Source organism: Exiguobacterium sp. s129 (genome assembly GCF_018617585.1).
GTDB lineage: Bacteria > Bacillota > Bacilli > Exiguobacteriales > Exiguobacteriaceae > Exiguobacterium > Exiguobacterium aestuarii_A.
In genome coordinates this window covers 321,566-346,380 of the sequence record NZ_JACSKL010000002.1, presented here as the reverse complement: position 1 = coordinate 346,380, position 24,815 = coordinate 321,566, and the positions used below count along the sequence as shown (strand labels likewise).

The 24,815-nt window shown below is 48.0% G+C and carries 24 protein-coding genes; 2 read left to right on the top strand and 22 right to left on the bottom strand.

The annotated features are described in order from the left end of the window. Positions 1–29: 29 nt before the first annotated feature. The 12 genes from KNO92_RS04170 to KNO92_RS04115 form a co-directional block, all read right to left on the bottom strand. Positions 30–986, bottom strand: coding sequence for a PhoH family protein (locus KNO92_RS04170; protein ID WP_074033920.1), 957 nt, complete (start codon positions 984–986; stop codon positions 30–32). Between the two features lie 133 nt (positions 987–1,119). After that, the gene (locus tag KNO92_RS04165; protein ID WP_214760180.1) at positions 1,120–1,542 is read right to left on the bottom strand and encodes a hypothetical protein; all 423 of its coding nucleotides are present in this window, start codon (positions 1,540–1,542) and stop codon (positions 1,120–1,122) included. 5 nt (positions 1,543–1,547) lie between these two features. Next, positions 1,548–2,534, bottom strand: a complete 987-nt coding sequence (gene floA, locus KNO92_RS04160; RefSeq protein WP_074033371.1) for a flotillin-like protein FloA — start codon at positions 2,532–2,534, stop codon at positions 1,548–1,550. After that, on the bottom strand, positions 2,531–3,043 hold the full coding sequence (locus KNO92_RS04155) for an NfeD family protein (protein ID WP_074033372.1): 513 nt from the start codon (positions 3,041–3,043) through the stop codon (positions 2,531–2,533). The genes floA and KNO92_RS04155 overlap by 4 nt, the downstream gene beginning before the upstream one ends. Positions 3,044–3,174: 131 nt before the next feature. Then, positions 3,175–3,624, bottom strand: a complete 450-nt coding sequence (locus KNO92_RS04150; protein ID WP_074033373.1) for a GatB/YqeY domain-containing protein — start codon at positions 3,622–3,624, stop codon at positions 3,175–3,177. A 34-nt stretch (positions 3,625–3,658) separates the two neighbouring features. Then, a complete protein-coding gene (rpsU, locus tag KNO92_RS04145; protein WP_029334745.1) occupies positions 3,659–3,853 on the bottom strand; it encodes a 30S ribosomal protein S21 in 195 nt (64 codons plus the stop codon). 74 nt (positions 3,854–3,927) lie between these two features. Then, positions 3,928–4,593, bottom strand: a complete 666-nt coding sequence (gene deoC / locus KNO92_RS04140; RefSeq protein ID WP_214760177.1) for a deoxyribose-phosphate aldolase — start codon at positions 4,591–4,593, stop codon at positions 3,928–3,930. Positions 4,594–4,672: 79 nt separating this feature from the next. Further along, entirely contained in the window at positions 4,673–5,551 is an 879-nt protein-coding gene (gene rarD, locus KNO92_RS04135; protein WP_214693116.1) for an EamA family transporter RarD, read from the bottom strand. A gap of 108 nt (positions 5,552–5,659) precedes the next feature. Next, positions 5,660–6,817, bottom strand: a complete 1,158-nt coding sequence (locus KNO92_RS04130) for a bifunctional cystathionine gamma-lyase/homocysteine desulfhydrase (RefSeq protein WP_214693119.1) — start codon at positions 6,815–6,817, stop codon at positions 5,660–5,662. After that, a complete protein-coding gene (locus KNO92_RS04125) occupies positions 6,783–7,721 on the bottom strand; it encodes a PLP-dependent cysteine synthase family protein (protein ID WP_214760175.1) in 939 nt (312 codons plus the stop codon). The genes KNO92_RS04130 and KNO92_RS04125 overlap by 35 nt, the downstream gene beginning before the upstream one ends. A 1-nt stretch (position 7,722) precedes the next feature. Further along, the gene (locus tag KNO92_RS04120) at positions 7,723–8,190 is read right to left on the bottom strand and encodes an S-ribosylhomocysteine lyase (protein ID WP_012726660.1); all 468 of its coding nucleotides are present in this window, start codon (positions 8,188–8,190) and stop codon (positions 7,723–7,725) included. A gap of 16 nt (positions 8,191–8,206) precedes the next feature. Then, positions 8,207–8,830, bottom strand: coding sequence for a class I SAM-dependent methyltransferase (locus tag KNO92_RS04115; RefSeq protein ID WP_214693123.1), 624 nt, complete (start codon positions 8,828–8,830; stop codon positions 8,207–8,209). Positions 8,831–9,139: 309 nt separating this feature from the next. On the opposite strand from KNO92_RS04115, the gene KNO92_RS04110 reads away from it, so the two are divergent. Beyond that, entirely contained in the window at positions 9,140–12,793 is a 3,654-nt protein-coding gene (locus tag KNO92_RS04110; protein WP_214760173.1) for a S8 family serine peptidase, read from the top strand. A gap of 45 nt (positions 12,794–12,838) precedes the next feature. On the opposite strand, the gene KNO92_RS04105 is transcribed toward KNO92_RS04110, so the two are convergent. The 6 genes from KNO92_RS04105 to hrcA all read right to left on the bottom strand — a co-directional run bounded on the left by KNO92_RS04105 (position 12,839) and on the right by hrcA (position 19,252). After that, positions 12,839–13,591, bottom strand: coding sequence for a 16S rRNA (uracil(1498)-N(3))-methyltransferase (locus KNO92_RS04105; RefSeq protein WP_214693126.1), 753 nt, complete (start codon positions 13,589–13,591; stop codon positions 12,839–12,841). Between the two features lie 3 nt (positions 13,592–13,594). Continuing rightward, the gene (gene prmA / locus KNO92_RS04100; RefSeq protein WP_214760170.1) at positions 13,595–14,533 is read right to left on the bottom strand and encodes a 50S ribosomal protein L11 methyltransferase; all 939 of its coding nucleotides are present in this window, start codon (positions 14,531–14,533) and stop codon (positions 13,595–13,597) included. 18 nt (positions 14,534–14,551) lie between these two features. Continuing rightward, complete coding sequence (gene dnaJ, locus KNO92_RS04095) at positions 14,552–15,658, bottom strand: molecular chaperone DnaJ (RefSeq protein WP_214760167.1); 1,107 nt, start codon at positions 15,656–15,658, stop codon at positions 14,552–14,554. A gap of 110 nt (positions 15,659–15,768) precedes the next feature. Further along, positions 15,769–17,595 (bottom strand): molecular chaperone DnaK, encoded by a 1,827-nt coding sequence (gene dnaK, locus KNO92_RS04090; protein ID WP_214760165.1) that lies wholly within the window; start codon positions 17,593–17,595, stop codon positions 15,769–15,771. A gap of 29 nt (positions 17,596–17,624) precedes the next feature. Continuing rightward, positions 17,625–18,212, bottom strand: coding sequence for a nucleotide exchange factor GrpE (grpE, locus tag KNO92_RS04085; protein WP_214693139.1), 588 nt, complete (start codon positions 18,210–18,212; stop codon positions 17,625–17,627). Between the two features lie 17 nt (positions 18,213–18,229). Then, positions 18,230–19,252, bottom strand: a complete 1,023-nt coding sequence (gene hrcA, locus KNO92_RS04080) for a heat-inducible transcriptional repressor HrcA (protein WP_074033386.1) — start codon at positions 19,250–19,252, stop codon at positions 18,230–18,232. Between the two features lie 192 nt (positions 19,253–19,444). Between hrcA and KNO92_RS04075 the strand changes: the two genes are divergently transcribed. Then, entirely contained in the window at positions 19,445–20,050 is a 606-nt protein-coding gene (locus KNO92_RS04075) for a DUF1054 domain-containing protein (protein ID WP_074033387.1), read from the top strand. Positions 20,051–20,094: 44 nt separating this feature from the next. Here the strand turns inward: KNO92_RS04075 and hemW are convergent, their stop codons facing one another. The 4 genes from hemW to serC are packed head-to-tail and all read right to left on the bottom strand — an operon-like array spanning position 20,095 to position 24,720. Beyond that, on the bottom strand, positions 20,095–21,273 hold the full coding sequence (gene hemW / locus KNO92_RS04070) for a radical SAM family heme chaperone HemW (RefSeq protein WP_251127060.1): 1,179 nt from the start codon (positions 21,271–21,273) through the stop codon (positions 20,095–20,097). Between the two features lie 43 nt (positions 21,274–21,316). Beyond that, positions 21,317–22,498 (bottom strand): DUF1015 domain-containing protein, encoded by a 1,182-nt coding sequence (locus KNO92_RS04065; RefSeq protein WP_214693147.1) that lies wholly within the window; start codon positions 22,496–22,498, stop codon positions 21,317–21,319. A 10-nt stretch (positions 22,499–22,508) separates the two neighbouring features. Then, positions 22,509–23,672 carry a phosphoglycerate dehydrogenase gene (locus KNO92_RS04060; protein ID WP_214760164.1) on the bottom strand — a complete coding sequence of 388 codons (1,164 nt, stop codon included), beginning with the start codon at positions 23,670–23,672 and terminating at the stop codon, positions 22,509–22,511. Continuing rightward, entirely contained in the window at positions 23,650–24,720 is a 1,071-nt protein-coding gene (serC, locus tag KNO92_RS04055) for a 3-phosphoserine/phosphohydroxythreonine transaminase (RefSeq protein ID WP_214760163.1), read from the bottom strand. Before serC ends, KNO92_RS04060 begins: the two co-directional genes overlap by 23 nt. Between the last annotated feature and the right edge of the window lie 95 nt (positions 24,721–24,815).

Sequence of the window (24,815 nt, the reverse complement as noted above, 5' to 3'; positions counted from 1 at the left end):
TTTCACAATCGTTGACCTCACTATCGTCCTTATGTGAGGTCTGTACTATAGGCGTTGATAATCTTCTTAACGAGTGGATGGCGGACGACGTCAGACGCGCTGAAGTGTTCAAAGTGAATCCCATCCACTCCCTCTAATAAGCGTAACGCCTCTTGTAAACCTGACGCCTTGCCTTTCGGTAAATCGACTTGTGTCAAATCCCCCGTGACCACCATCTTCGATCCGAAACCGAGTCGCGTCAAAAACATCTTCATTTGTTCTTTCGTCGTGTTTTGTGCCTCATCTAATATGACAAACGCATCTTCTAACGTACGTCCACGCATATAGGCGAGTGGAGCCACTTCGATTGTCCCTCGTTCTAATAAGCGATTCGTCTGTTCCACGCCGTAGACGTCGAACAAGGCATCATATAACGGTCGAAGATAAGGATCTACCTTTTCTTTCAGATCACCTGGTAAAAACCCAAGATTCTCCCCTGCTTCAACGGCAGGTCGCGTCAAGATAATCCGTTTCACCTGACCTTCTTTTAGTGCTCGCGCCGCTAGCACGACTGCCAAATACGTTTTACCCGTTCCAGCCGGTCCGATTCCAAAGACGAGGTCTCGTCGTTCGATTGCGCGAACATAGCGACTCTGCCCAACTGTTTTAGCACGAATCGGTTTTCCCTTGTTTGTCGTGAAGACGACACGCTCATAATGTTCGAGCAGTTCGTCACCCTTTCCGACTTGGATATGTTGAATGACGCTGATGGCGTCGCTTTCGTTAAGACGTGCACCTTTTTTCACTAACGTCTGTAACGTGAGGATGACTTGTTTTGTCAATTCTAGCGCTTCTCCGGTATCGGCTTGGATAATCAATTCCTCGCCTCTTGGAATGAGTGCCACTTTCAATTCTGTCTCAATCGCTTGGAACACTTCATCTTTCGGTCCGAGTAAAGCTTGTGCTTCATTCGCATGTTCCATGACGAAAGGTATTTTATCGGTCATAATCAATGGATACGTTGCCCCCTCTAAATATCGGTTATTCCTCTTTTACTTTAGCACTATCACGCCTATCGTGAAAGAAAGACCGTGTATTTCCCCATGCAAAAGGCAGTAACGCGAGGTTACTGCCTTTGCCTTACTTCTTTCGTTTCGAGACCGGAGGTTGTAACACCTCGCTCCAAATGACAGCTTCCCGCATTTGTTTTTTCGAAACTTTCAGTTGTCTCGGTTTGATTTCCTCCTTAATTGGAGGGATTTTCACCGCTTGTTCAAACTGCGCACTCACTTTCGGCATCTCGACTTGACGTTCCCGAGGCGCTGGTCGCTCTTCGGTTCGCGCTACCCGTCGTCTCACCTTTTGTGGTGCTGGCTTTTGTTCTGATTCGGAGTCGTCAAACGCCGATTCAATTTCTTTCATCACGTCTCCGACCGAATCCAAGTAGCGTTTCAGTTCACTGCTCTGAGGACGGTCGCCTGAAGACGATGACTTCTCAAGCCGCTTCATCACCGCCGAGGCGATCCCGAAGGCTGCTAACAAAAGTACCCATAGTCCTTCCATATTTATCACTCACTATCTGATTCAGAATCGATAGGGGACCCAATCGCTTTTCGCATTTCCGTATCTGCTTGAACGTTCAAGTAATTCACGTAATCCATGACGCCGAGTTTACCGTTACGCAACGCTTCGGCCATCGCGAGCGGGACTTCCGCTTCGGCGCCGACAACTTTCGCGCGCATTTCCTCTACAGAAGACTTCATTTCCTGTTCGCGAGCAATCGCCATCGCTCGGCGTTCTTCCGCCTTCGCTTGGGCAATCTTTTTATCTGCTTCGGCTTGGTCAGTCTGAAGGACCGCCCCGATGTTCTTACCGATATCGATATCTGCAATATCAATCGAGAGAATTTCAAACGCCGTACCTGAATCCAAACCTTTTGTGAGCACGGTACGTGAAATCATATCTGGGTTCTCAAGTACGTGCTTATGATTGTTTTGAGATCCGATTGTCGATACGACACCTTCCCCGACACGGGCGATAATCGTTTCTTCTCCCGCACCACCGACGAGACGATCGATATTGGCACGCACTGTAATACGTGCTTTCGCCTTCACTTCAATCCCGTCCATTGCCACACCGGCGATAAATGGTGTCTCAATGACTTTCGGGTTAACCGACATTTGTACGGCTTCAAGTACGTTACGTCCTGCCAAGTCAATGGCAGCGGCACGCTCGAACGATAATTCGATGTTTGCGCGGTGTGCCGCAATCAATGCGTTTACGACACGGTCAACATTACCACCCGCTAAGAAGTGACTTTCCAGTTGGTTCGTGTTTAAACCGAGACCCGCCTTGACTGCTTTAATCAATGGGTTAACAATTTTTGATGGTACGACGCGGCGAAGGCGCATCCCGACCAATGTGAAAATCGAGACGTGTACACCTGCTGCGAATGAGCTAATCCATAATCCGATTGGTACAAACGTGAAGAAGACGGCAAGCGCAATCAATCCTCCACCTGTGATGAGTAACGTCGTCAATAATTCTGGTGTCATTCTGTTACATCCTCCTTCGGTTCTATAAAGGTCCGAACGACAATCCGCCCTGAATCCACTTTATATACCTGAATTTTTGTCTGCTGATCGAGATAGCCACCCTCTGTCACGACGTCAATACGTTCTCCGTCGATTTCGGCAGTACCGGCCGGGCGAAGTGGTGTTAACGTCACACCGACTTTCCCGAGAAGTTGTTTACGGTCATCATGGGACAAGTAACCTTTTTCGGTCGATGTCGAATCCGTCAAGATCAACCCTTTATAAATGAGCGGACGATTCGTACTTAATCGGCGGTATGCCCAGAACCCAAGTCCAGTGAGCACCGCTGCCGCCAAACCGATAGAGAGCCATAGCTGACCGATCGTCGCACCCGCCATGATCAAACTGGCAACGACCGCTCCGATCCCAAGCAAACCGAACAATCCAAACCCTGCAACGAACACTTCAATTCCAAGAAGGACGACTCCGACAAAAAAGACTGTCAGAATCACTCCGAGACCAAATGTCATCGTCTTGCTACCCCCTTCCAAATTCAAAGCTATCTCCTATCTCTAGTGTATACGAAACAAGAATGAATGTGGTTTCAGAATACGCAAAAAAAGCAGAAACTTTCGGTTTCCCGAAAAGTTCTGCTTTTTCATCAATTCGTCAATTGTTGTTTGACGATTCGGTTCACAAGACCACCGTCTGCCTTGCCTTTGACTTGCGGCATGACGACGCCCATCACCTTACCCATATCAGATGGAGCGGATGCGTTCGTTTGAGCAATTGCTGCTTGGACGATCGCAGTCACTTCATCTTCTGAAAGTTGTTCAGGCATATAGGCTTCTAGGACGACAATCTCTTCTGCTACTTTGGAAGCAAGGTCTTCACGACCAGCGCTTTCGAATTCTCGGAGGGAGTCTCTGCGCTGTTTCATCTCTCGGTTGAGCACCGTGAGTTCCTCTTCCTCGGTAAGATCTTGACGACCTAGTTTGATAGCCTCATTTTGGAGCGACGCTTTTACCATCCGGATCGTCGTGAGACGATCTTTTTGTTTAGCGCGCATGGCTTGCTTCATGTCGTCCGTCAAGCGTTCTTGAAGACTCATGAGCCAACACCCTCTCTACACAATGAAACTGGAATCAGAATTTCTTACGCTTACGCGCAGCTTCTGATTTCAATTTACGTTTTACGCTTGGCTTTTCGTAGTGACGACGTTTACGAACTTCGGCAAGTGTGCCATCTTTCGAAACACCGCGTTTGAAACGACGAAGAGCGTCTTCAAGCGATTCGTTTTTACGGACACGAGTTTCCACTAGTTTTCCCTCCCTCCGAATTACACGACTAAGGAAACGTGTTTCACACGTCATATCATATTATAGTGAAATTAAGTCGTGTGGTCAACCACTTATTAATAGTCGCTGTCTGAACGTCCGCCTGTGACGATTGCGATACCAGCTGAAGCACCGATACGTGTCGCACCAGCATCGATCATCGCTTTCGCTCCTTCGAAGTCACGAACACCGCCTGAAGCTTTTACGCCGAGGTCTGGTCCAACTGTTTCACGCATGAGACGAATGTCTTCGACCGTTGCGCCACCAGTTGAGAAACCAGTTGATGTTTTGACGAAATCTGCTCCAGCTTTCACTGAAAGTTCAGCAGCTTTCTTGATTTCTTCTTTTGTAAGCATGCATGTCTCAAAGATGACTTTGACGAGTGTACCGTTTGCCGCTTCGACAACCGCACGAATGTCACGCTCTACGAGGTCGTAGTCGCCGTCTTTGAGTGCTGCGATATTGATGACCATGTCGACTTCATCCGCACCGTTTGCGATCGCGTCTTTTGTTTCGAACGCTTTCACTTCAGGCGTGTTCGCTCCGAGTGGGAATCCGATGACTGTACATACTTTGACGTCGTCATCTGCCTTAAGTTGCTCCGCAGCATATTTGACCCATGTCGGGTTGACACAGACACTTGCGAACTTATATTCGAGTGCCTCTGCACAAAGTTTTGTAACTTGATCTTTTGTTGTTTCAGCTTTTAAAGCTGTGTGGTCGATATAACGGGCTAATTCCATTATTCATTTCCTCCTCTGACAAATAAGTCTGACATCTAACATATTACCATGTTTTTTCGAGATGTAACAGCTTTCAAATTCAAATGAGTTGACGACGTTTACGAGCGACGACCCAACTGTTCCAACTGAAAAAGAAGATGGCCAGCCAAATACAAGTAAATGCGAAGACATGATACGCTGTGAACGGTTCATGATACATGACGACTCCGATAATCAAACTAAGTGTCGGTGCGATGAATTGAAGGAATCCGACGAGTGTGAACGGGATATGTTGTGCCCCGTAACCAAACAAAAGAAGCGGAAGCGCCGTCACCACACCCGTCCCTAGCAATGCGACCCAAATCATCGGTGACATGTCGAAAGCAATCTGATCCGTGACGACCTGATTGCTGAGAAAAATGAGCGCGACAGGCACGACAGCTAACGTCTCAATCCCGAGACTCACTGTTGAAGCGAGAGGTCGCCGTTTTTTCACCATTCCATAAAAACCGAACGTACTCGCTAATACGAACGAGATCCACGGAAACGAGCCATACCCAAGCGTCAAGACGAGGACGCCGATTGACGCAATCCCGACCGCCATCCATTGGACTCGGTTTAATGATTCCCGAAAGACGAGCACCCCTAACACCATACTGACAAGCGGGTTAATATAATATCCGAGGGATGCCTCGATGATATAACCGTGATTGACAGCCCATATGTACACGAACCAGTTTGCACTGACGATGAATCCATTCAACATGAACGCGTTTCGTGTGGCAGGGTGGCGAAGAGCGTAACCGAACTCTTTCCACTGATTCGTCCATCTTAAGACGAGTAAAATAAATAAAAAGGACCAAACGATACGATGTGCCAAAATTTGCCCACTCGGCACTTCCTGCAAAAACTTCCAATAGATTGGGAGGACGCCCCACATCACGTAGGCCCCGATTGTCGTCCATACTCCCTTGTTCACACGTTCACCCGCTCTCTTTCAAGATAAAAATAGTTTAGTCGATGAATGACTTCCGATACAAGGCTTTTGTTTCATGAAAAAAGGACGCGAAATCGCGTCCCCTACTGTTTATTGCTTTATCTGTTCGATGGCAGATAGAGCTTGTGCTAAATCTTCAACTAAATCATCGATATCTTCTAATCCAACTGAGATTCGAACGAGTCCGTCCGTGATCCCGAGTTCTGCACGTCGCTCAGCCGGAATCGACGCATGTGTCATGCGAGCCGGAACACTGATCAAGCTCTCAACTGCACCGAGACTCTCTGCGAGCGTGAAATACTTCGTCTTCGCGACCATCATTTCAGCCGCTTCGGCCGAACCGACGTCAAACGCAATCATGCCACCGAACCCACGCGCTTGCGACAAGTGGACGCGTTTCGCTTCTTCACTAGAGACACTCGGGTGAAGGACACGTGACACGTTCTCGTTTGATTGTAAGAATTCAACCAACGCCCGTGCGTTCGATTCAATCTCTTCCATTCGAACGGCAAGTGTCTTAATCCCACGTACGACGAGGAAGCTGTCTTGAGGTCCGAGGACTGCACCGACCGAATTTTGGAGAAATGCCAACGCTTCTCCTTGTTCTTCCGTACGTGCGACGACTAAACCTGCCACGACGTCACTATGACCGCCTAAATATTTTGTGGCGCTGTGTAAGACATAGTCGGCACCAAGGTCGATCGGATTTTGGAAGTAAGGTGTCATGAACGTGTTGTCTACGACGAGCAAGACATCTGCCTCATCCGCAATCGTGCGCATCGCTCGGATATCCGTCACGTTCAAGAGTGGATTTGTCGGCGTCTCCACATAAATCATTTTCGTGTTCGCTTGTAGCGCATCACGAACCGCCGTTTCATCGGATGTATCGACAAAAGTTGCCTCCAAGCCTCGTGACTGAAATACTCGATTGAATACACGGTATGTTCCTCCATATACATCAGACCCGACGATGACGTGGTCTCCAGATTTCAACAACATGAGTACGGTCGAGATGGCAGCCATCCCAGACCCAAATGCAAAACCTTGCACACCGCCTTCGATATCCGCTATGAGTGTCTCAAGTGCGGTACGTGTCGGGTTTGCAGATCGAGAATACTCGTATCCTTCCCGTAAGTTACCGATTCCGTCTTGCTTATATGTGCTCGTTTGATAAATCGGTGGTGTGACCGCCCCTGTTAATGGGTCGGTCGTTTTACCGCCGTGAATGAGTGCTGTCTTTGTACGCATGTTCTGCCTCCTTGACAATTCCTTGACTTAAATATCGTTCTGCACTGTCTGGCAAGATCGTCACAATCGTGCCTTCCGACATTTGATTTGCTTCCTTTACACATGCTGCGATGGCAGCACCAGAAGAACTTCCGATGAGCAATCCTTCCTGTTTCGCAAGATGCGCCACGTAATAGAAGGCTTCCTCATCTGTGATGGTATGAATCGCATCGACATAAGACTTTTCCAAAAATGGCGGCCATTTTTCGACGCCAATTCCTTCTGTTTTATGTGGACCTGGCTCACCACCGTTCAAAATCGAACCGACCGGCTCCACGACCACAGTTTTCGTCCCTTGTGGTTTTAACGTTTTGGCGACACCAGTGAACGTACCTCCTGAACCCGCCCCCGCTACAAATACGTCGATTTGTGGCACGTCCTTCAACAACTCTTGCGAAAGGATGTCGACATAGGCGTCCGGGTTGTCCGGATTTGAAAACTGTTCCGGCACGTATGCGTCATGTTCTTCAGCCAATTCAAGCGCGTAACTGATTGCGCCTTTCATTCCAAGCTCGGTTGGCGTGTTGACGACGGTCGCTCCAAGGAGACGCATCAATGCTTGTTTCTCTTGACTAAACTTTTCAGGGGTCACGGTAATCAGACGAATGTCGTATCGCTGACAAGCGAGCGCGAGTCCGATTCCCGTATTCCCAGCTGTCGGCTCGATCACAGTACCACCTGGTGCCACGTCTCCACGTTTCATCGCCCGCTCAATCAAATTCATACCGAGTCGGTCTTTGACACTTCCTCCCGGATTCATCATCTCCATCTTCCCGTACACTTTTACCGTAGCTGGAACAGGTAATGAACGGAGCTCGATGAGCGGTGTGTCCCCGATGAGTTCATAGACGTCACGGACAATCATCTTACGCTTCGTCCTTGAAGACGATATGCCACTCGTCACGTTTCGCAAGCATGTCAGCTGCTAATTTTTTGGCTCCCTCAAAATCATGATGGTTCGCATTCCCGCACTGTACAGGGTTTTGCGCTGGCAATTCTTCCGCGTTCATCGCATCGCGCAATGTCGCTTCTACGAGGTCGAGCATGCGCTCATAGTTCCCATCATTCAACATCGTCCAATAGAAACCTGTTTGGCATCCCATCGGCGAAATGTCCACGATGTCTTCTGAATGATTACGGCTGTTTTCGGCGATCAAATGCTCGAGAGAGTGAACAGCACGCATCGGCATGAGGCCTTCGTTCGGTTGGATGAAGCGAATATCATACTTGTAAATCGTATCAGCCGTTCCTTCTTTCACACCGGCGAGACGGACAAATGGAGCCTGAACTTTCGTATGATCCAAGTTAAAGCTTTCAACGTTATATGTTTTCATGAGTAATTCCTCCTAATTATTTTGTAGCGACGACAAGCCAAACAAATTTATTTTTCTGTGTCATTGTCACGTTGTATCCATTCGCCTCTAGCATCGTACGAATGGTTGTCGTATATGGATAATATTCACGATTTAAATCCTCGACCAAGTCTGAATAGCCTTGTTCCGTAGCCCAGTCAATAATTTCTTGACGTGCGTGTGGAGATTCGAACATCGTATCAAGCAATACGAACTTCGGATGTCCCCAATCGCGAACATATTGACCGATCGCTGTTTCTTTCTCAGAATCCGTCAAGTGATGGAAAGCGTACGAGGAAACGACCGTATCGACATGTGAGAACGTTGGATAACGGAGAAAATCTCCATGTTTGACCGATATGCCCAACTTCTCAATTGCAATCTGCCTCATTTCTGGAGAAGGTTCGATTGCAATTAAAGGATGTCCCTTTAAAATTCGGGCACTCAAGTTGCCTGTGCCGACACCAAATTCCAAGACCGTTCCTTCAACGTGTAACGCAACGTCATCAAGCATTTGATCATATCCGACAAATACTTCATGATATTGTTCGTCATGCCCCCCGACTGCCGTATCGTAATCTTTCGCCCAATCCTTGAAGATATCCATGAATGGTAAATTCATAGCGCCACCCCATCCTTAATTCTGACTAAATTGATATGTTTTATTGGTATTTAACATTAACGTTACATTAACAGGTTTTTTTGGACATTTCAAGTCATTCGCGTGATTCTTACGATCACCAAAATTTGATATAGGTCTTATGATTCAGGTCTTTAGTAATTGTCTGAACATTTAAATTTGTGCAAAAACACTCCCCTACTTTACAAAAAAATCCACTCTTTTTCGTCTGAACAACGATATGATAGTTCACAATGCAAGAAAAAAACTTTGTTTTTTACAGGTAATAACAAATATTAGGGGGTAAACACGTTGCCAAGAAGAAAAGTCTACTTAAACGCTTCACTTGCTACATGTATTGCTTTAACACCTGTGTTGATTCAAGCGGGTACGTCATCTGTTTCAGCAGAAGCTTCCATCAAACCAAAAATTGAGCTCGAAAAGAAACAGAAAAAAGTCCGGGTCGTCGTCGAACTCGTCGGTGCACCTGCAATCGCAGAAGCAGCGCAAAAAGGGAAAAAATTTAATGAGTTGACGAAATCAGAACAAGACAAGGCGCAACAATCTGTTCAGTCTGAACAGAAACGCGCAAAATCCGCATTGAAAAAACAAGGCGTGACTGCTACACCAATCGAAGAGTTCACGACCGTTTTTAACGGCTTCTCCACTTTCCTCTCTACAAGTGAAATCGCTAAAGTTGAAGCGCTACCTGAAGTAGCGACTGTACATGTCGTGAATGAATATGAACGTCCTGAAGTGAAACCAGATATGGTTACAAGCAACAGAATGGTACAAGCCGAACAAACATGGGGAGATTACGGATTTGCCGGAGAAGGTACCGTCGTCGCTGTCATCGACTCGGGAATTGATGCCAACCACCGTGATTACCGAATCACAGATTCGAAAACGGCAGAATTGACGAAATCAGAAGTCGATCAGGCGATCACTTCGTTCGGTCTACCTGGTGAATATGTGAATGAGAAAGTTCCATACGCCTATAATTACTACGACGAAAACGATGATATTAAAGATGATTCCCCAGGCGCTTCTATGCACGGTCAGCACGTCTCAGGGACGGTCGCTGCAAACGGTGATTTAGAAAACGGTGGAATTAAAGGTGTCGCACCTGAAGCTCAAATCCTTGGCCTTAAAGTATTCAGTAACGACCCGAACTACGCATCTACATATGGAGATATTTATATTAAAGCGATTGACGATGCGATCAAGCTTGGAGCTGACGTCATTAACATGAGTCTTGGTTCAACAGCAGGCTTTGTCGATGTTGACTCTCCTGAACAACAAGCCGTTCAACGCGCTGTAGACAACGGTGTCTTCATGTCCATCTCTGCTGGGAACTCAGCATACTTCGGACATGGATTCGACTTACCAACGGCTTCAAACCCAGATACGGGTGTCGTCGGGGCGCCTAGTGTCAGCCAAGCATCGACATCGGTCGCTTCGCTCGAGAACGATCAAATTCAACTGGATGCTTTCCGCGTCGGTGATGAAAAAATCGGATGGAAGAAACAAGATGGACCTGCATTCTCGGAAGGTACATATGACATCGTTTACGTCGGAGATGGACAACCAGAAAACTATGCCGGGAAAGACGTGAAAGGAAAGCTCGTTCTCGCTGTTCGCGACGGAGGATACTTCTACTCGAAGATTCAAAAAACGGCTGAGGCACAAGGGGCAGCCGGTGTCATCGTACGAGGCGCCGTCTCACACGGAGACTATGTGTCTATGGCTCTCGATCAACCACTCATCCCGATGGCATCACTCAGCATCCAAGACGGGAACGAATTAAAAGAGAAATTAGCGGATGGACCGCTCCAACTCACGTTTGCCGGTGATCGAATCAGCGTCAACAACCGCTCGGCAGGCGCAATGTCTGATTTCACATCTTGGGGTGTCACACCGAACCTTGACTTCAAGCCGGAACTTTCAGCCCCAGGCGGTCAAATCTTCTCAACGTTCAACGACAACCAATACGGTTTGATGAGCGGAACATCGATGGCCGCACCTCACGTTGCCGGCGGTGCAGCTCTTGTTCTTGAACGTGTCGATCGCGATTTCGACTTGAGCGGAGCGGCTCGTGTGACGATGGCAAAGAACTTGCTACTCAATACGTCGAAACCTGTCACAGACATCGGACCGTATAACCAGGAATTGAAGCAGTCTCTTCCATATTCACCACGTAGGGCGGGAGCTGGTCTCATGCAACTCCATGCGGCCGTCACATCTCCGGCAGTCGCGTATGAGAAGAAGACGAAAGAAGCGAAAGTCGCTTTAAAAGAATTGTCGAAGAGTAAGGCGAAGTTCACGATTGTCGTTGAAAACATGTCTGACGAATCACTCACATACGATGTGGCCGCTTCCCTCCAGACAGACCTTGCCGTTACTAACAAGGATGGCGTCATTCAGAATGCGATGGAAGCTCAGGCGCTTCAACAAGCAATCATTAAGATCAATGGCAAAAACACAAGTAAAGTCACGTTGAAGGCAAAACAAAAGAAAGAAATCACAGTCTCGATTGACGTCTCGAAGGCACAAGTACTTAATCCTGAAACGTTAGAAGGAACGGTATCTGCAAAATCAGTCTTTGAGAATGGTTACTTCGTCGATGGATTCCTACGCTTGACTGACCCACGTGGGACAGACGGCAATCCGTCACTCGTTGTCCCATTCGTCGGATTCGAAGGCGATTGGGGCAAAGCACCAATCTTTGACGAAACGATTTATGAAGATGGTTCATTCTATGGAATCTCTGGATTGGTCGATGCGGCCGGGAACTATTTAGGAGAGAAACTTGATGAGTCTGTAGCTGAAGAGGCGGTAGCGATTTCGCCTGACGGAGACGGTTCAAAAGACACGGCTACCCCGGTCTACTCGCTCTTACGAAATGCGAAAGACGTCAAGTATCGGATCGTCGATGAAAAAGGAAACGTCCTTCGTACCCTTAAAATCGAAGAGGAATTGAGAAAGAACTACTTTGATGGCGGAAGTGGTGACCCATACTACTACACGTCAGATAACGCTTGGGACGGAAAACTGAACGGAGAGATGGCGCCGAAAGGAACGTACTACTACGAAATTGAAGCGAGCATCGACTACATGAAAAAACAAGCCCAGACGCTACGGATCCCAGTGAAAGTGGATTACACGAATCCTCGCTTCACGATTCGTTGGAACGAAGGTGTGGCTAGTGTCAAAGCATCCGACGACTTTGCAGGAATCAACGGTATTGAGTTCCTCCTCAATGGGAAAGTCGTTGCGAAAGAAGCAAAAGATACAGCAAACTTCACACTCGATGCGCCACTTGAATCAACGGACCAACTATCGGTTCGCGTTTCAGATAATGCGGGTAACGTGATCACACGCGACGTATCTACAGAAAATGACTCAGATAAACCAGGAGTTTTTGTCGATGCACCACTCGCCCTGTCTCCATACGGTTCATCGATTGTGCCAATCATCGGTCAGATTAAAGATGCCTCTGACGTTGTATCGTTCACCGTCGACGATGTGGACGTACCGCTCACGTATGACGCAGCTGCAAAACAATACACGTTCAATACGACACGTTCGTATGAAGATGGATTCCACAAGATTCGTTTCATCGCGGAAGACACGTCTGGTAACGTGACGAACTTCGTCCGTCCAATCTTTGTCGATTCTACGGAGGCGGCAATCTCAATCAGCAACGTTCCGAAAAACGTCTCGGCGAAGCAAGACACTGTGAACGTGAAAGTTCAAGTGACGGATAACTTTGACGACATCAAACTCCGTGTCAACGGTGATTTGAAATGGAGTCATACGTTGAAAGAACCTTATGCGATGCGCGCATTCTCACGTACCGAAACCGTCTCACTTCCTGTAACGAAGGGACAAAACACTTTCACATTTGAAGTGACTGACCTCGGTGGCAATGTGACGAAGAAAGTCATCACGATCAATAAAAAATAATTTATTCACGAAAAAAACGGCTGCCCACGAGGGTCAGCCGTTTTCTTATTCTTTCGCCAATTCAAGCGCGTACGAGATGGCAGACAGTGCATATAACGGAGCCGTCTCCGAACGTAGGATTCGAGGTCCGAACGCACAAGCAATCGCACCCGCGTCTATCCATTGCGTGACTTCTGCTGTGTCAAATCCGCCTTCAGGTCCCGTGATGACGAGGAGGCGTTGTTTTGATTGAAGTCGATTCAATGTGTCGACAAGTGCCGACTGCTCGCCTTCTTTTGCCGATTCTTCATATGCGATGATGACTTCATCATACTGTTCAAATTGCTTCGACAGTTGCTTCGAAGTGAGGAACGTACATGACGGAACAACGGCCCTATACGATTGCTCAGCCGCCTCTTGCATGATTTTTTGAATACGTTCTACTTTTTTCGGCACTTTTTTCGAGTCCCATTTGGCGACTGATCGGGAAGATTCGAACAATAGAAGATGATGAACGCCGAGCTCGGTCGCTTTTTGCGCGACAAGTTCGACCTTGTCTCCTTTTGGCAACGCATAAGCGAGCGTCACGTCAATCGGCAGTTCGGTCTCTGATTGACGAGTCGACAATACTTTAGCCACTCCACTCTTCTTCTCAAGCGACGTCACGACACATGCGTACTCATTGCCCGTCCCGTCGAGAAGAACCATTTCGTAACCCGCCCCTTGTCGCAGGACCGTTCCGATATGATGAGCGACATCTGAAGGAAGTGTCACAACATCGCCTGTGAAAGCTTCTGGTATCAGAAAATAACGTTGCATAGCTTATCCCTTCTTGGCGATGATCGCGACCCAGTCTTCCATCACGCGTGTCTCTTCAATTTCAAATCCTGCAGCTATCAGAGCGTTCGTGACTTCCGCCCGTTTCTCTCCAATGATACCGGATGTGATGAAGCGACCTCCCGTTTTCGTACGAGCATACGCATCTTCGATGAAGAGAAGAATGACATCAGCAAGAATGTTTGCCACGACCAAGTCATATTCTCCGTCCACACCTTTTAATAAATCTCCCGTGTCGACTTGAACGAGCGATTCGACACCGTTCGTCTCCACGTTTTGACGAGCCGATTCAACGGCAACCGAATCCAAGTCTAGCGCTTTTACGCTCGTCGCTCCAAGTTTCGCAGCGGCGATCGACAATACGCCTGATCCTGTACCGACATCAATGACGCGGTCACCTTCCCGGATGTAGTTCTCAATCGCTTGAATACAGAGCATCGTCGTCGGGTGTGTCCCCGTACCGAACGCCATGCCCGGGTCAAGCAAGATGACATTCTCTTCCGGTTGTGGTGTGTACTCTTCCCACAAAGGGACAATCGTCAGCTGTTGTGAGATTTTGACCGGCTTGTAATACTGCTTCCAAGAATGCGCCCAATCTTCCTCATCAATCTCTGCGACCGTGACCTCACCTGATCCGATATCAAGCATGTTCCGGAGTCGCTCGATTTCTTTTTTCAAGTTTGCGAGCACATCTTGGAAATCACCTGAAGCCGGCACGTACGCTTTGACGTGCACTCCAGAAGTCGGATACGTTTCACGATCCGAAACGTCCCAAATCTCTCCGAAATGGTCTTCCGCCATCATTCGGTCGAAGTCTTCGACGTCCTCGATGACGACACCTTGTGCCCCCACTTCGTGTAATAAGTTCGATACGGCTTCCACCGCAAGCTGTGTCGTGTGGACACAAATTTCAGACCATTTCATCGTTTGTACACACTCCTTTTAGTGACTAAAGAACTTTTTCATTTTTTGGAACATGCCGTGTTCCTCTTCGACACCCGATTCGCCACTGATTTCTTCGAATTCACGAAGCAATTCTTTTTGGCGGTCCGTCATATTTTTCGGTGTCATGACAATGACGCTCACGTACTGGTCGCCATTCGCGCCACCACGCACACTTGGCATCCCTTTTCCGCGTAAACGGAACTTCGAGCCAGTTTGTGTTCCAGCTGGCACTTTCAAACTCACGTTCCCGTGAACCGTCGGAACTTCGATTTCTGCGCCAAGTGCCGCTTGTGCGAACGTGACCGGCATTTCCATCGCAATGTGTTGGTCGACACGTTCAAAGATCTCATGAGCTTTCACGCGGACGACGACGTATAAGTCTCCCGCTGGTCCTCCGTTCACGCCAGGACCGCCTTTTCCAGATAAACGGATCTGTTGCCCGTTATCGATACCGGCTGGGATTTTCACCTCGACGGTCTGGTTCTTCTTCACGTGACCCGAACCATGACAAGTCGGACATTTTTCTTTGATCGTCTTACCACTACCGTGACACTTGCTACAAGGACGTTGGTTGACCATACGACCGAGAATTGTGTTTTGCTCAACCGTCTCGACGCCACTGCCGCCACATTGGTTACACGTTTCTGGTTTCGTTCCAGGTTTCGCACCGTTCCCCATACACGTGTCACATTCGACTTCGATTTCGAGCTCGATTGTTTCCGTCTTGCCTGTCACACTCTCCATGAAATCGAGGTCAACAACGTATTGATAATCTTCTCCACGACGCGGTGCGTTCGGGTCTTGACGACGTCCGCCGCCTCCGAAGAACATGTCAAAGATATCACCGAATCCACCTTGGAAGTCACCGCCGCCTCCGAATTGGTTCGCCCCTTCAAAACCGAATCGGTCATACTGGGCACGTTTTTGTTCGTCAGAAAGCACTTCGTAGGCTTCACCAATTTCTTTAAACTTATCCGCCGCATCTGCTTCTTGGTTGATGTCCGGGTGATATTGACGGGCCAATTTCCGATATGCCCGCTTGATTTCTTGTGCCGAGGCCGACTTGTCGAGCCCGAGCACTTCATAATAATCTCGTTTCGCCACTATTCTCGCTCCTATCCTTACAATCTACGTATCGATTTTACCGATTCTACCTTAACATGGAAAGAGCCAAAGCAGAAACCTGCTTTGGCGCTCTCCTTTACAACGGCTGTTTATTTACGGTCGTCGAGATCCTCAAACTCTGCGTCCACGACATCATCGTCCTGTTTCGCTTCTGTTTGTGGTTCTGCGCCTTCAGCACCTTGCTGTTCAGCCATTTTAGCATATACTTTTTGCGTCAACTCTTGAACGACAGCTGACAATTCGTCTTTGGCTGTACGGATCGCCTCAAGGTCTGAACCTTCGAGAGCAGTTTTCGCTTTTTCTTTCGCAGCTTCTGCTTTTTCTTTGTCCGCCTCTTCCACTTGCTCACCAAGGTCTTTGATTGCCTTGTCTGTCGCGAAGACGAGTTGGTCTGTTTCGTTGCGAAGTTCCGCTTCTTCTTTACGTTTGTTATCTGCGTCAGCGTTTGCTTCAGCTTCTTTTACCATACGCTCGATTTCTGCCTCATCGATACCTGAAGAAGATTGGATTGTGATCGACTGTTCTTTGTTCGTACCGAGATCTTTCGCTGATACGTGAACAATTCCGTTTGCATCGATATCGAATTTAACTTCGATTTGTGGCACACCACGTGGTGCTGGCGGAATGTCAGTCAATTGGAAGCGACCAAGTGTCTTGTTGTCTGGTGCCATCGGGCGTTCCCCTTGAAGGACGTGGATGTCAACAGCAGGCTGGTTATCTGCAGCAGTTGAGAACACTTGTGATTTCGATGTCGGGATCGTCGTGTTGCGATCGATCAGTTTCGTCATCACGCCACCCATTGTCTCGATACCGAGTGAGAGTGGAGTAACGTCGAGAAGGACGACGTCTTTTACGTCTCCAGCGAGAACTCCACCTTGGATTGCTGCACCGAGTGCAACAACTTCATCCGGGTTTACCCCTTTGAATGGCTCTTTCTTCGTGAAGTCGTGGATTGCTTTTTGGACGGCAGGGATACGTGTCGAACCACCGACGAGAATGATCTTATCGAGGTCAGATGGTGTAAGTCCTGCATCTTTCAAGGCACGACGAGTTGGTTCCATTGTGCGTTCGACAAGGTCAGCCGTCAATTCTTCAAACTTCGCACGCGTGAGTGTCATCTCCAAGTGGAGTGGACCTGCTTCACCTGCTGTGATGAATGGAAGGCTGATGTGTGCGCTTGTGACGCCTGAAAGGTCTTTTTTCGCTTTTTCAGCTGCATCTTTCAAACGTTGAAGTGCCATCTTGTCTTTCCCGAGGTCGATGCCGTTCTCTTTTTTGAATTCTGAAACGAGGTAGTCGATGACTTTTTGGTCGAAGTCATCTCCACCGAGACGGTTGTCACCAGCTGTAGCGACAACTTCGAATACGCCATCGCCAAGCTCAAGGATTGAAACGTCGAATGTACCACCACCGAGGTCATAGATCAAAATCGTGTGATCTTCACCTTTATCTAATCCGTAAGCAAGTGCCGCAGCAGTTGGCTCGTTGATGATTCGCTTGACATCAAGACCAGCGATTTTACCAGCATCTTTTGTCGCTTGACGCTCAGCGTCATTGAAATATGCAGGAACTGTGATGACTGCTTCCGTGACTGTTTCACCGAGGTAGTCTTCAGCATCCTTCTTCAACTTCTGCAAAATGATTGCCGAGATTTCTTGTGGTGTGAATTTCTTACCGTCTACGTCAACTGTATGTGACGTTCCCATGTGACGTTTGATTGATTGGATCGTGTTCGGGTTCGTGATGGCCTGACGTTTTGCGACCTCACCTACTTGACGCTCTTCCCCTTTGAATGCAACAACCGAAGGAGTCGTACGGTTACCTTCTGCGTTTGAGATGACGACTGCTTCGCCACCTTCCATTACTGCCACACATGAGTTTGTAGTCCCTAAGTCAATACCGATAATTTTACCCATCGTTTATTCCTCCGTCTCGTTAAGTAGTATTATTCTGCAACTTTTACCATGCTTGGACGAATGACTCGACCATGCATCGTATATCCTTTTTGAAGCTCCATCGTCACGATGCCCGACTCGAACTCGTCGCTCGGTTCTTGCATGACTGCTTGATGGAAATTCGGGTCGAACGGCTGTCCGACTGCTTCAATCACTTCGACTTGCTCAGCATTCAATACGTCAAGCAGTTGACGATGAATCATATCGACGCCTGATTGAATTTGCAAAGCATCCTCTGAAGTTGCTTGTACTTGAAGTGCACGCTCAAAGTTATCAATGAGCGGAATCAATTTTTCAATGACAGACTGTGAAGCAAACTTGACGCGTTTTGCATTCTCTTCATTCGTCCGACGACGGAAGTTGTCAAAGTCGGCACGAATGCGAAGTTCGCTCGCTTTCAACGCTTCGATTTCTTTTTGTAAGTCCGTCCCCTCAGAACTTTCTTCCACAATCTCAGCATTTAAAACCTCATCTTCATTTGATTCAGTTGACTCGTTCTCTTCTGTCTGTGCCGAGTCTACAGATTTTTCTTCAAGCACGTCTTCTTGTTCGTGCCCGTTTTGATGATCTGCTGTCATAGTAAAACTCCTTTCCGTCATTCATCTAGTTTCGTTCGTCGCAACGCTTCAATAATTTGTCCCATCATTTGGACACCGTGACGGTAATTCATTCGAGTCGGGCCAATCATGGCAATCGTTCCGAACGTTTTTCCATCTAGTGTATAATCCGAAGTGATGACACTACAGTTTTGAAGGGCGACAATTCCGTTCTCGCTCCCAATGCTCACATAAATCTCGCGATTTGGCAACGATTCGAGCCAGTGCGTCAATCGTTCTTGCTCATCAATCCATTCTAGGAACGGTCTGAGCGTGTCTAACGTCTGAAACTCAGGTTGGTTGAAGATATTCTTCTTGCCTCCGAGATAAAGCGAAGACGGCGTTTGAATTCCAACCGTCGACTGAATCAGTTGCATCATATTTTCATATTGCTGTCGCTGCGCGAGTTGCAATTTTGCAACCTCTTCTCCGATTCGGACTTTAAGTTGTCCGATCGCTGTCCCGACGAGACGATCGTTTAACAGTCGAATCGTTTCCTCGATGACTTCAGGAGCTACACGTGATTCGAACATGACCGTACGATGCTCGACATGACCTTGATCCGTGACGATGAGAACGACACCACGTCGCTCATCTAATGGCATAAAGTCCACACGTGCCAATCTTTCAGATTGGCTATTGGGACCGAGGGCGACCGTCGTATAATTGGTCAAATCAGAAAGGAGATCTGCAGCTTGGCGAATCAGGATCTCAGACTCTTTTGAAGATTGCTTTAAACGCTCTTCTAAGCGACCCGTTTCCCGCTCGTCGATGATTTGCTTCTCGACGAGGTGGTCCACGTAATATCGGTATCCGACCTCTGACGGGATTCGACCCGCGGAAGTATGTGGTTTTTCAATCAACCCCATGTCTTCCAAATCGGCCATATCGTTCCGAATCGTTGCCGAACTAAACGTCAAATCGTCTCGTTTCGATAACGTACGTGAACCGACCGGTTGAGCCGTCTGAATATAATCGTCAATGATGGCTCGAAGAATGAGCAATTGTCGATCTGTCAGCACAACATCACTCCTCTCTGAAAAAGTTACCTCGCTTTATTAGCACTCATATTTAACGAGTGCTAATCACACTTCAAATATTATCATGTTCTCACTATTTGTCAATTCATACACTCGGATTTTTTCACCTTTTTTACAGACGGCAAACCTGAAAAAGAAACAGTGTTTCGTTATGATAGAACGTGAGGTGATGAAATGTTTACAACAAAACAATTTAACGTATTCAAACAGGACGGACTCGACGAACGCATGTCTGGCATCCGTTCGGATATTCAACCGCTCTTTCATCGGATTTATGACGAGGTCGGCCCACAGCTCGAGGCAGATGTCGGAATCCCTCTCTACCTGCATGTCGCAAAACATGCACGCCGCACGGTAAACCCTCCGAAAGACACATGGATGGCCATCTGTCACGATAAGCGCGGGTATAAAAAACATCCACACTTACAAGTCGGTCTTTTCGACGACCGCGTTTTCATCTGGCTCGCATTCATCTATGAGATGCCGAACAAAGACGCAATCGCGAAACATTTGCAACAAATCGATTTTAAATCAACGTTTACTGATTTCCATATTGCGGGCGACCATATGAAAAAAGATGCGTTCCTAATTGAAGAGACATCAAACGAAGACATCCAGGCGTTGCTCGAGCGCTTCGGCACTGTCAAAAAGGCTGATTTCTTAATCGGACGACAACTGCCTGCCGATGCATCGATTCTTCAAAACGAAGACGCTTTTCTCGCTTTGGTCGAAGACACGTTCGCTCGGCTCACGCCGCTCTATCGTGATCTCGTCTTATAATGCTAAAAAATGGACAAGTCCCAAATAAGGGACTTGTCCATTTTTCATGACTCGGTATGCTCGAGTTTTGCCTCTCCGATAAATGCCGCGAACGCTTCGTTCGCGAGTGGTAGACCAGACGCCGTCAATCGGATATGGGAGTCTGTCCGTTCAATCAACGACTTCTTCACCAAATCGTCGATGACGTGACCGAACACATGATCGAGTGCCACGCCATACTTCTGTTCAAATGTCTGAAGGGAGACCCCTGAACGCATTCGTAATCCGAGGAACAGCTCTTCTTCCATTTTTTCTACTTCTTCGAGCTCAGTCACCCGTTTCACCGGGATACCTTCCGCTTTAATATAGTGAGGGATCGGTGCGATATTTGCACGACGTGTGCCATTTAAATAGCTGTGCGCACCTGCCCCGAATCCATAATACTCTTCGTTCCGCCAGTACACTTGGTTGTGACGACTTTCTCGACCCGGCAACCCATAGTTCGAGATTTCGTATTGCTTCAGTCCATGTCGTTCAAGTGTCTCCATTACTTTAAGATACATCTCGACCTCGACATCCTCTCCCGGTAAACGGAGCTTACCTTTTCGGTCTTGAATCGCAAACACGGTATGCGGCTCAAGAATTAAGGAATAGGATGAGACGTGTTGAATCGGAAGCTCGAGCGCTAGCTTCAAGTCTCGGTCAATCTGTTCGAACGTCTGTTCTGGTAGCCCGAACATGAGGTCAATCGAGATATTATCAAAGCGCTTCGCCGCCTCATTCACCGTTTCAAATACGTCGTCAGCGCGATGCGTTCTTCCGATCCGTTCGAGCCCACCATCGTCGAATGTTTGGACACCGAAGCTGAGTCGATTGACGCCGCCGGCTTTCATCGTGTCGAGTTTTTCCGAACTTACAAAGTTCGGGTTCGCTTCGACAGAATATTCTAGGTCGTCTGAAGCGAGCGGGAGGAGGTGTCGACGGACCATGTCCATCAGGCGACCCATCTGCGCTTCATTGAGCGCCGTCGGTGTGCCCCCTCCAATAAAGATGGTCTCAATCCGTTCTGTCGGAAACGCTTCGAGCGTCAATACCATCTCTCGTTCTAATGCATCTAAATATTCATCAACAGGTTGGTTTTTTAAAAACACCTTGTTGAAATCACAGTAATAACAAATATGTTCACAAAATGGAATGTGAAGATATACGGCTTTAGCCAATTTCGGCCACCCCTTTCTTCTCATTCCATTTATAACGCTTTTCGTCCGTTCTTTCCAGCATGCGCCATCAATCGAACCGATGAATAAACAAACCGCTCTTTAACTTTGGTTCGAACCATGTCGATTTTGGTGGCATCTGCCCACCCCCATCAGCCACTCGCATCAACTGTGGCATCGTCGTTTCATGGCACGTAAACAGTAATTGGTCGGGTACTTGCGCGAGTTGTTGCAATTCTTCGATTGACCGGTTCCCTCCAACAAAATCGACTCTGGCATCCGTACGAATATCTTCAACGTTGAAGTACGGAGCAAGGATATCACGCTGTAACACGGCGACATCGAGATCGGTTTCATCTTTTCGTTTCGATAACTTGTAATAATTTCCTCGATACGCAGCGCCGAACACGCCATGACTTTCAGGTAAGACGAGTTCATCTTCTTCTGTCACTTCATACGAGAACGAAAGTCCTTCCAACATATGTTCCACTTCTTCAGGGGCGATAGTGGTCAACAGACGATGATATGGCAAAATCGTCAACTCGTCGCTCGGGAAGAGGACACCTAAAAAGTGTGTTCGTTCATTCTTTTGAGAATGTCCCCCACCCATCTCAGAAACGACCGCTGCCGCTTTTGCGCGATGATGACCATCCGCGATATAGATAGACGGAATCGTCGCACCAATCATCATGACGCGCGCAAGTTCTCGGCTCGGAATCATGAATCCTTCATGTAACACGCCACGATCATCCGTAAACGAGAACAGTGTCTCTTCTTCCGTCGCACTGTTTAAAATCTGTTTCAGACTCGCATGTGGCGGGTGGCTAAGTAAAATCGGACCGGTATGCGCCCCCGTCGCTTGGACATGTTCGACCCGTTCCCGTTCCTTCGTTTCACGGGTATGTTCGTGAATTTTGATTCGCCCGGCTTCATAGTCTGCGACTGAAAATGTGGCGACTAAGCCCGTTTGCTGACGTTCGTTCCGGGTCAATCGATATACGTAAAATCCACTCGGACGAACCGTCAGCTCGTCTTCGTATAGACGTTCTAGCTCCTGACGAGCACGCTTTCCCCAGTCTTCGAGTGAGAGGTTTGCTTGAAGAGCTTCTGGCTTATCTACCTTCAAAAATGAGTTCGGTTGCTCAGCGATGACCGCCTTCGCTTCTTCTACAGAAACGACGTCATACGGATCTGCGGCAACTTCTTTAGCGTGTACGGGCATGTATGGGCTGAACGGTTTAAATACGACCATAGGATCCTCCCTAAAATTCTCGGACGCGAATGACGCCCTTGATGTCATACAGTGCATGAATTGATAACGGTTCATGTTCGTTGTTGTCTAAATCAATCAATGTATAGGCCATCTCGCCTCGGCTACGGTTGATCATGTTATCGATGTTCAGTCCATGTGAGGCGAGCTCTCCCGTAATTTGTCCGACCATGTTCGGCACATTTTGATGCAAAATCGCGAGGCGACGTTTGCCGGTATACGGAAGTTCCGCATTTGGGAAGTTGGCGGACGAACGGATGTTACCAGTCTCCAGATATAATTTGAGTGTCTCGACGGCTTGGATGGCACAGTTGACTTCTGATTCCTTTGTCGAGGCACCGAGATGAGGCAACGCCATCACTTGAGGATGTCCGATGAGCGAGTGTCGAGGGAAGTCGGTGATGTATAGTCCGACGTGATGATGGAATGCTTCAACTAAATCAGCATCCTTCACGAGCTCCCCACGCGCGAAATTCAAAACGGTCATCCCTGGCTTCATCCGTTCGAACCAACTCCGGTCGATACTGAAGCGCGTCTCTTTCGTCAGCGGCATATGAATCGACAAGAGATCAACGGACCCTAGAACCTCACTCAAATGCTTGGCGCGTGTGACGTGTTTTGAAATATTCCAAGCGGCATCGACCGAGAGATGGGGATCATATCCGATGACATCGACCCCAAGTTGTAGAAGGTCATTGGCAAGTGAAGCCCCAATGGCCCCAAGCCCGATGATTCCTACTTTCTTCCCCCGTAACTCGGCCCCGAGGAACTGCCGTTTCTGTTGCTCCATCGCTTCTTCTAACTGAGATTGTGACTCGGTCGCCTGTTCATTTACCCAGTTGAAACCTTTGACGATCGGTCTGACCGAGAGAATCATACTGGCCAGGACGAGTTCTTTCACCGCATTCGCATTCGCGCCAGGAGTATGAAACGCCACGATTCCTTGTTTTGCTAGTTGATCGAGCGGGAGATTGTTGACACCTGCTCCGGCTCTTGCGATGGCGAGCAGATGGGGTGGGATCGCTTCATCGTGCACGTTATGACTTCTGAGTACCCAGGCGTCAGCTTGATCTGATGAATTGATGATATATTCATTCGGCTCAAATCGCTTCAGACCCGCTGCAGCGATTTGGTTAAATGTTTTGATGTGATACATGGTTCTCCTCCTCAAATGCTCTCATGACGTCGACAAGGCGCACAGCACCTTCTTTTGGCATCGCGTTATAAAGACTCGCCCTTAGACCACCGACGGAACGATGACCGCCGAGTTCGAGTAATCCGCGTTCAAGGGCAAATTGTTGAAAGTCCTTGTCTCGATTTTGGTCACCCGTTGTGAACGGGATGTTCGTCAAGGAGCGGCGTTCTCCCGACACGAGAGAAGAAAATACATTCGATTGTTCAAGGAACGAATAGACCGTATCGCTTTTTTCACGATTCAGTCGCTCCATCGCCTCGACGCCCCCTTGATCTTCGACCCACTTGAGGACACGTTCTGCAGCATACATACTGAACGTCGATGGCGTATTGAATAACGTATCGACATGAGACCCGTAATGAAGATAACTTGGTAGCTCCATCGACTGAATCAAGTCGCGACGTATAATGACGACCGTCAGTCCTGCTGGTCCAATATTTTTCTGCGCCCCCGCATAAATTACACCGAAACGCTCAACGTCAATCTGCTCGGCAAGAATATTCGAAGAGGCATCCGCAATGAGTGGGACATCCGTTTCGGGTATAGTCGTGAATCGGGTTCCTTCAATCGTATTGTTTAACGTCACATGTAGATAGTCGACATCTTGAGCGAGTCTCGGTTCAAATGACATCCCACCCGCTTCATTTATGAGCGGATGGATGACGTCGACCTGTCCGAAGTGCCTGGCATCTTCCATCGCTTTTTTAGACCAAATCCCTGTATCGACATAGGCGAAACGATTTCGTTTCCGTAAATTCATCGGGATCATGGAAAATTGTAGTGTCGCCCCACCTTGCAACCAAAGTACGGCATAGTTCTCGGGAATATGCATGAGTCTTCTGAGCCTTGCCTCGAGCGAGTCGACCACTTGTTGGAATGACTCTGAACGATGACTCGTTTCGATGATCGAGACCCCTTCATATTCGAATGTCAGCAGATGTTGTTGAATCTCTTGCATCACTTCTTTTGGTAGCATGCCGGGACCCGCAGAGTATGTATACGTCGACACGGTGTTTCCTCCTCTTTTGTCTGTCTAAGGGTGTACTCTTCCTTAAGCGAAGTGCCATTTCCTGCCTAAACAAAAAAATCACCCCGATTCGAACA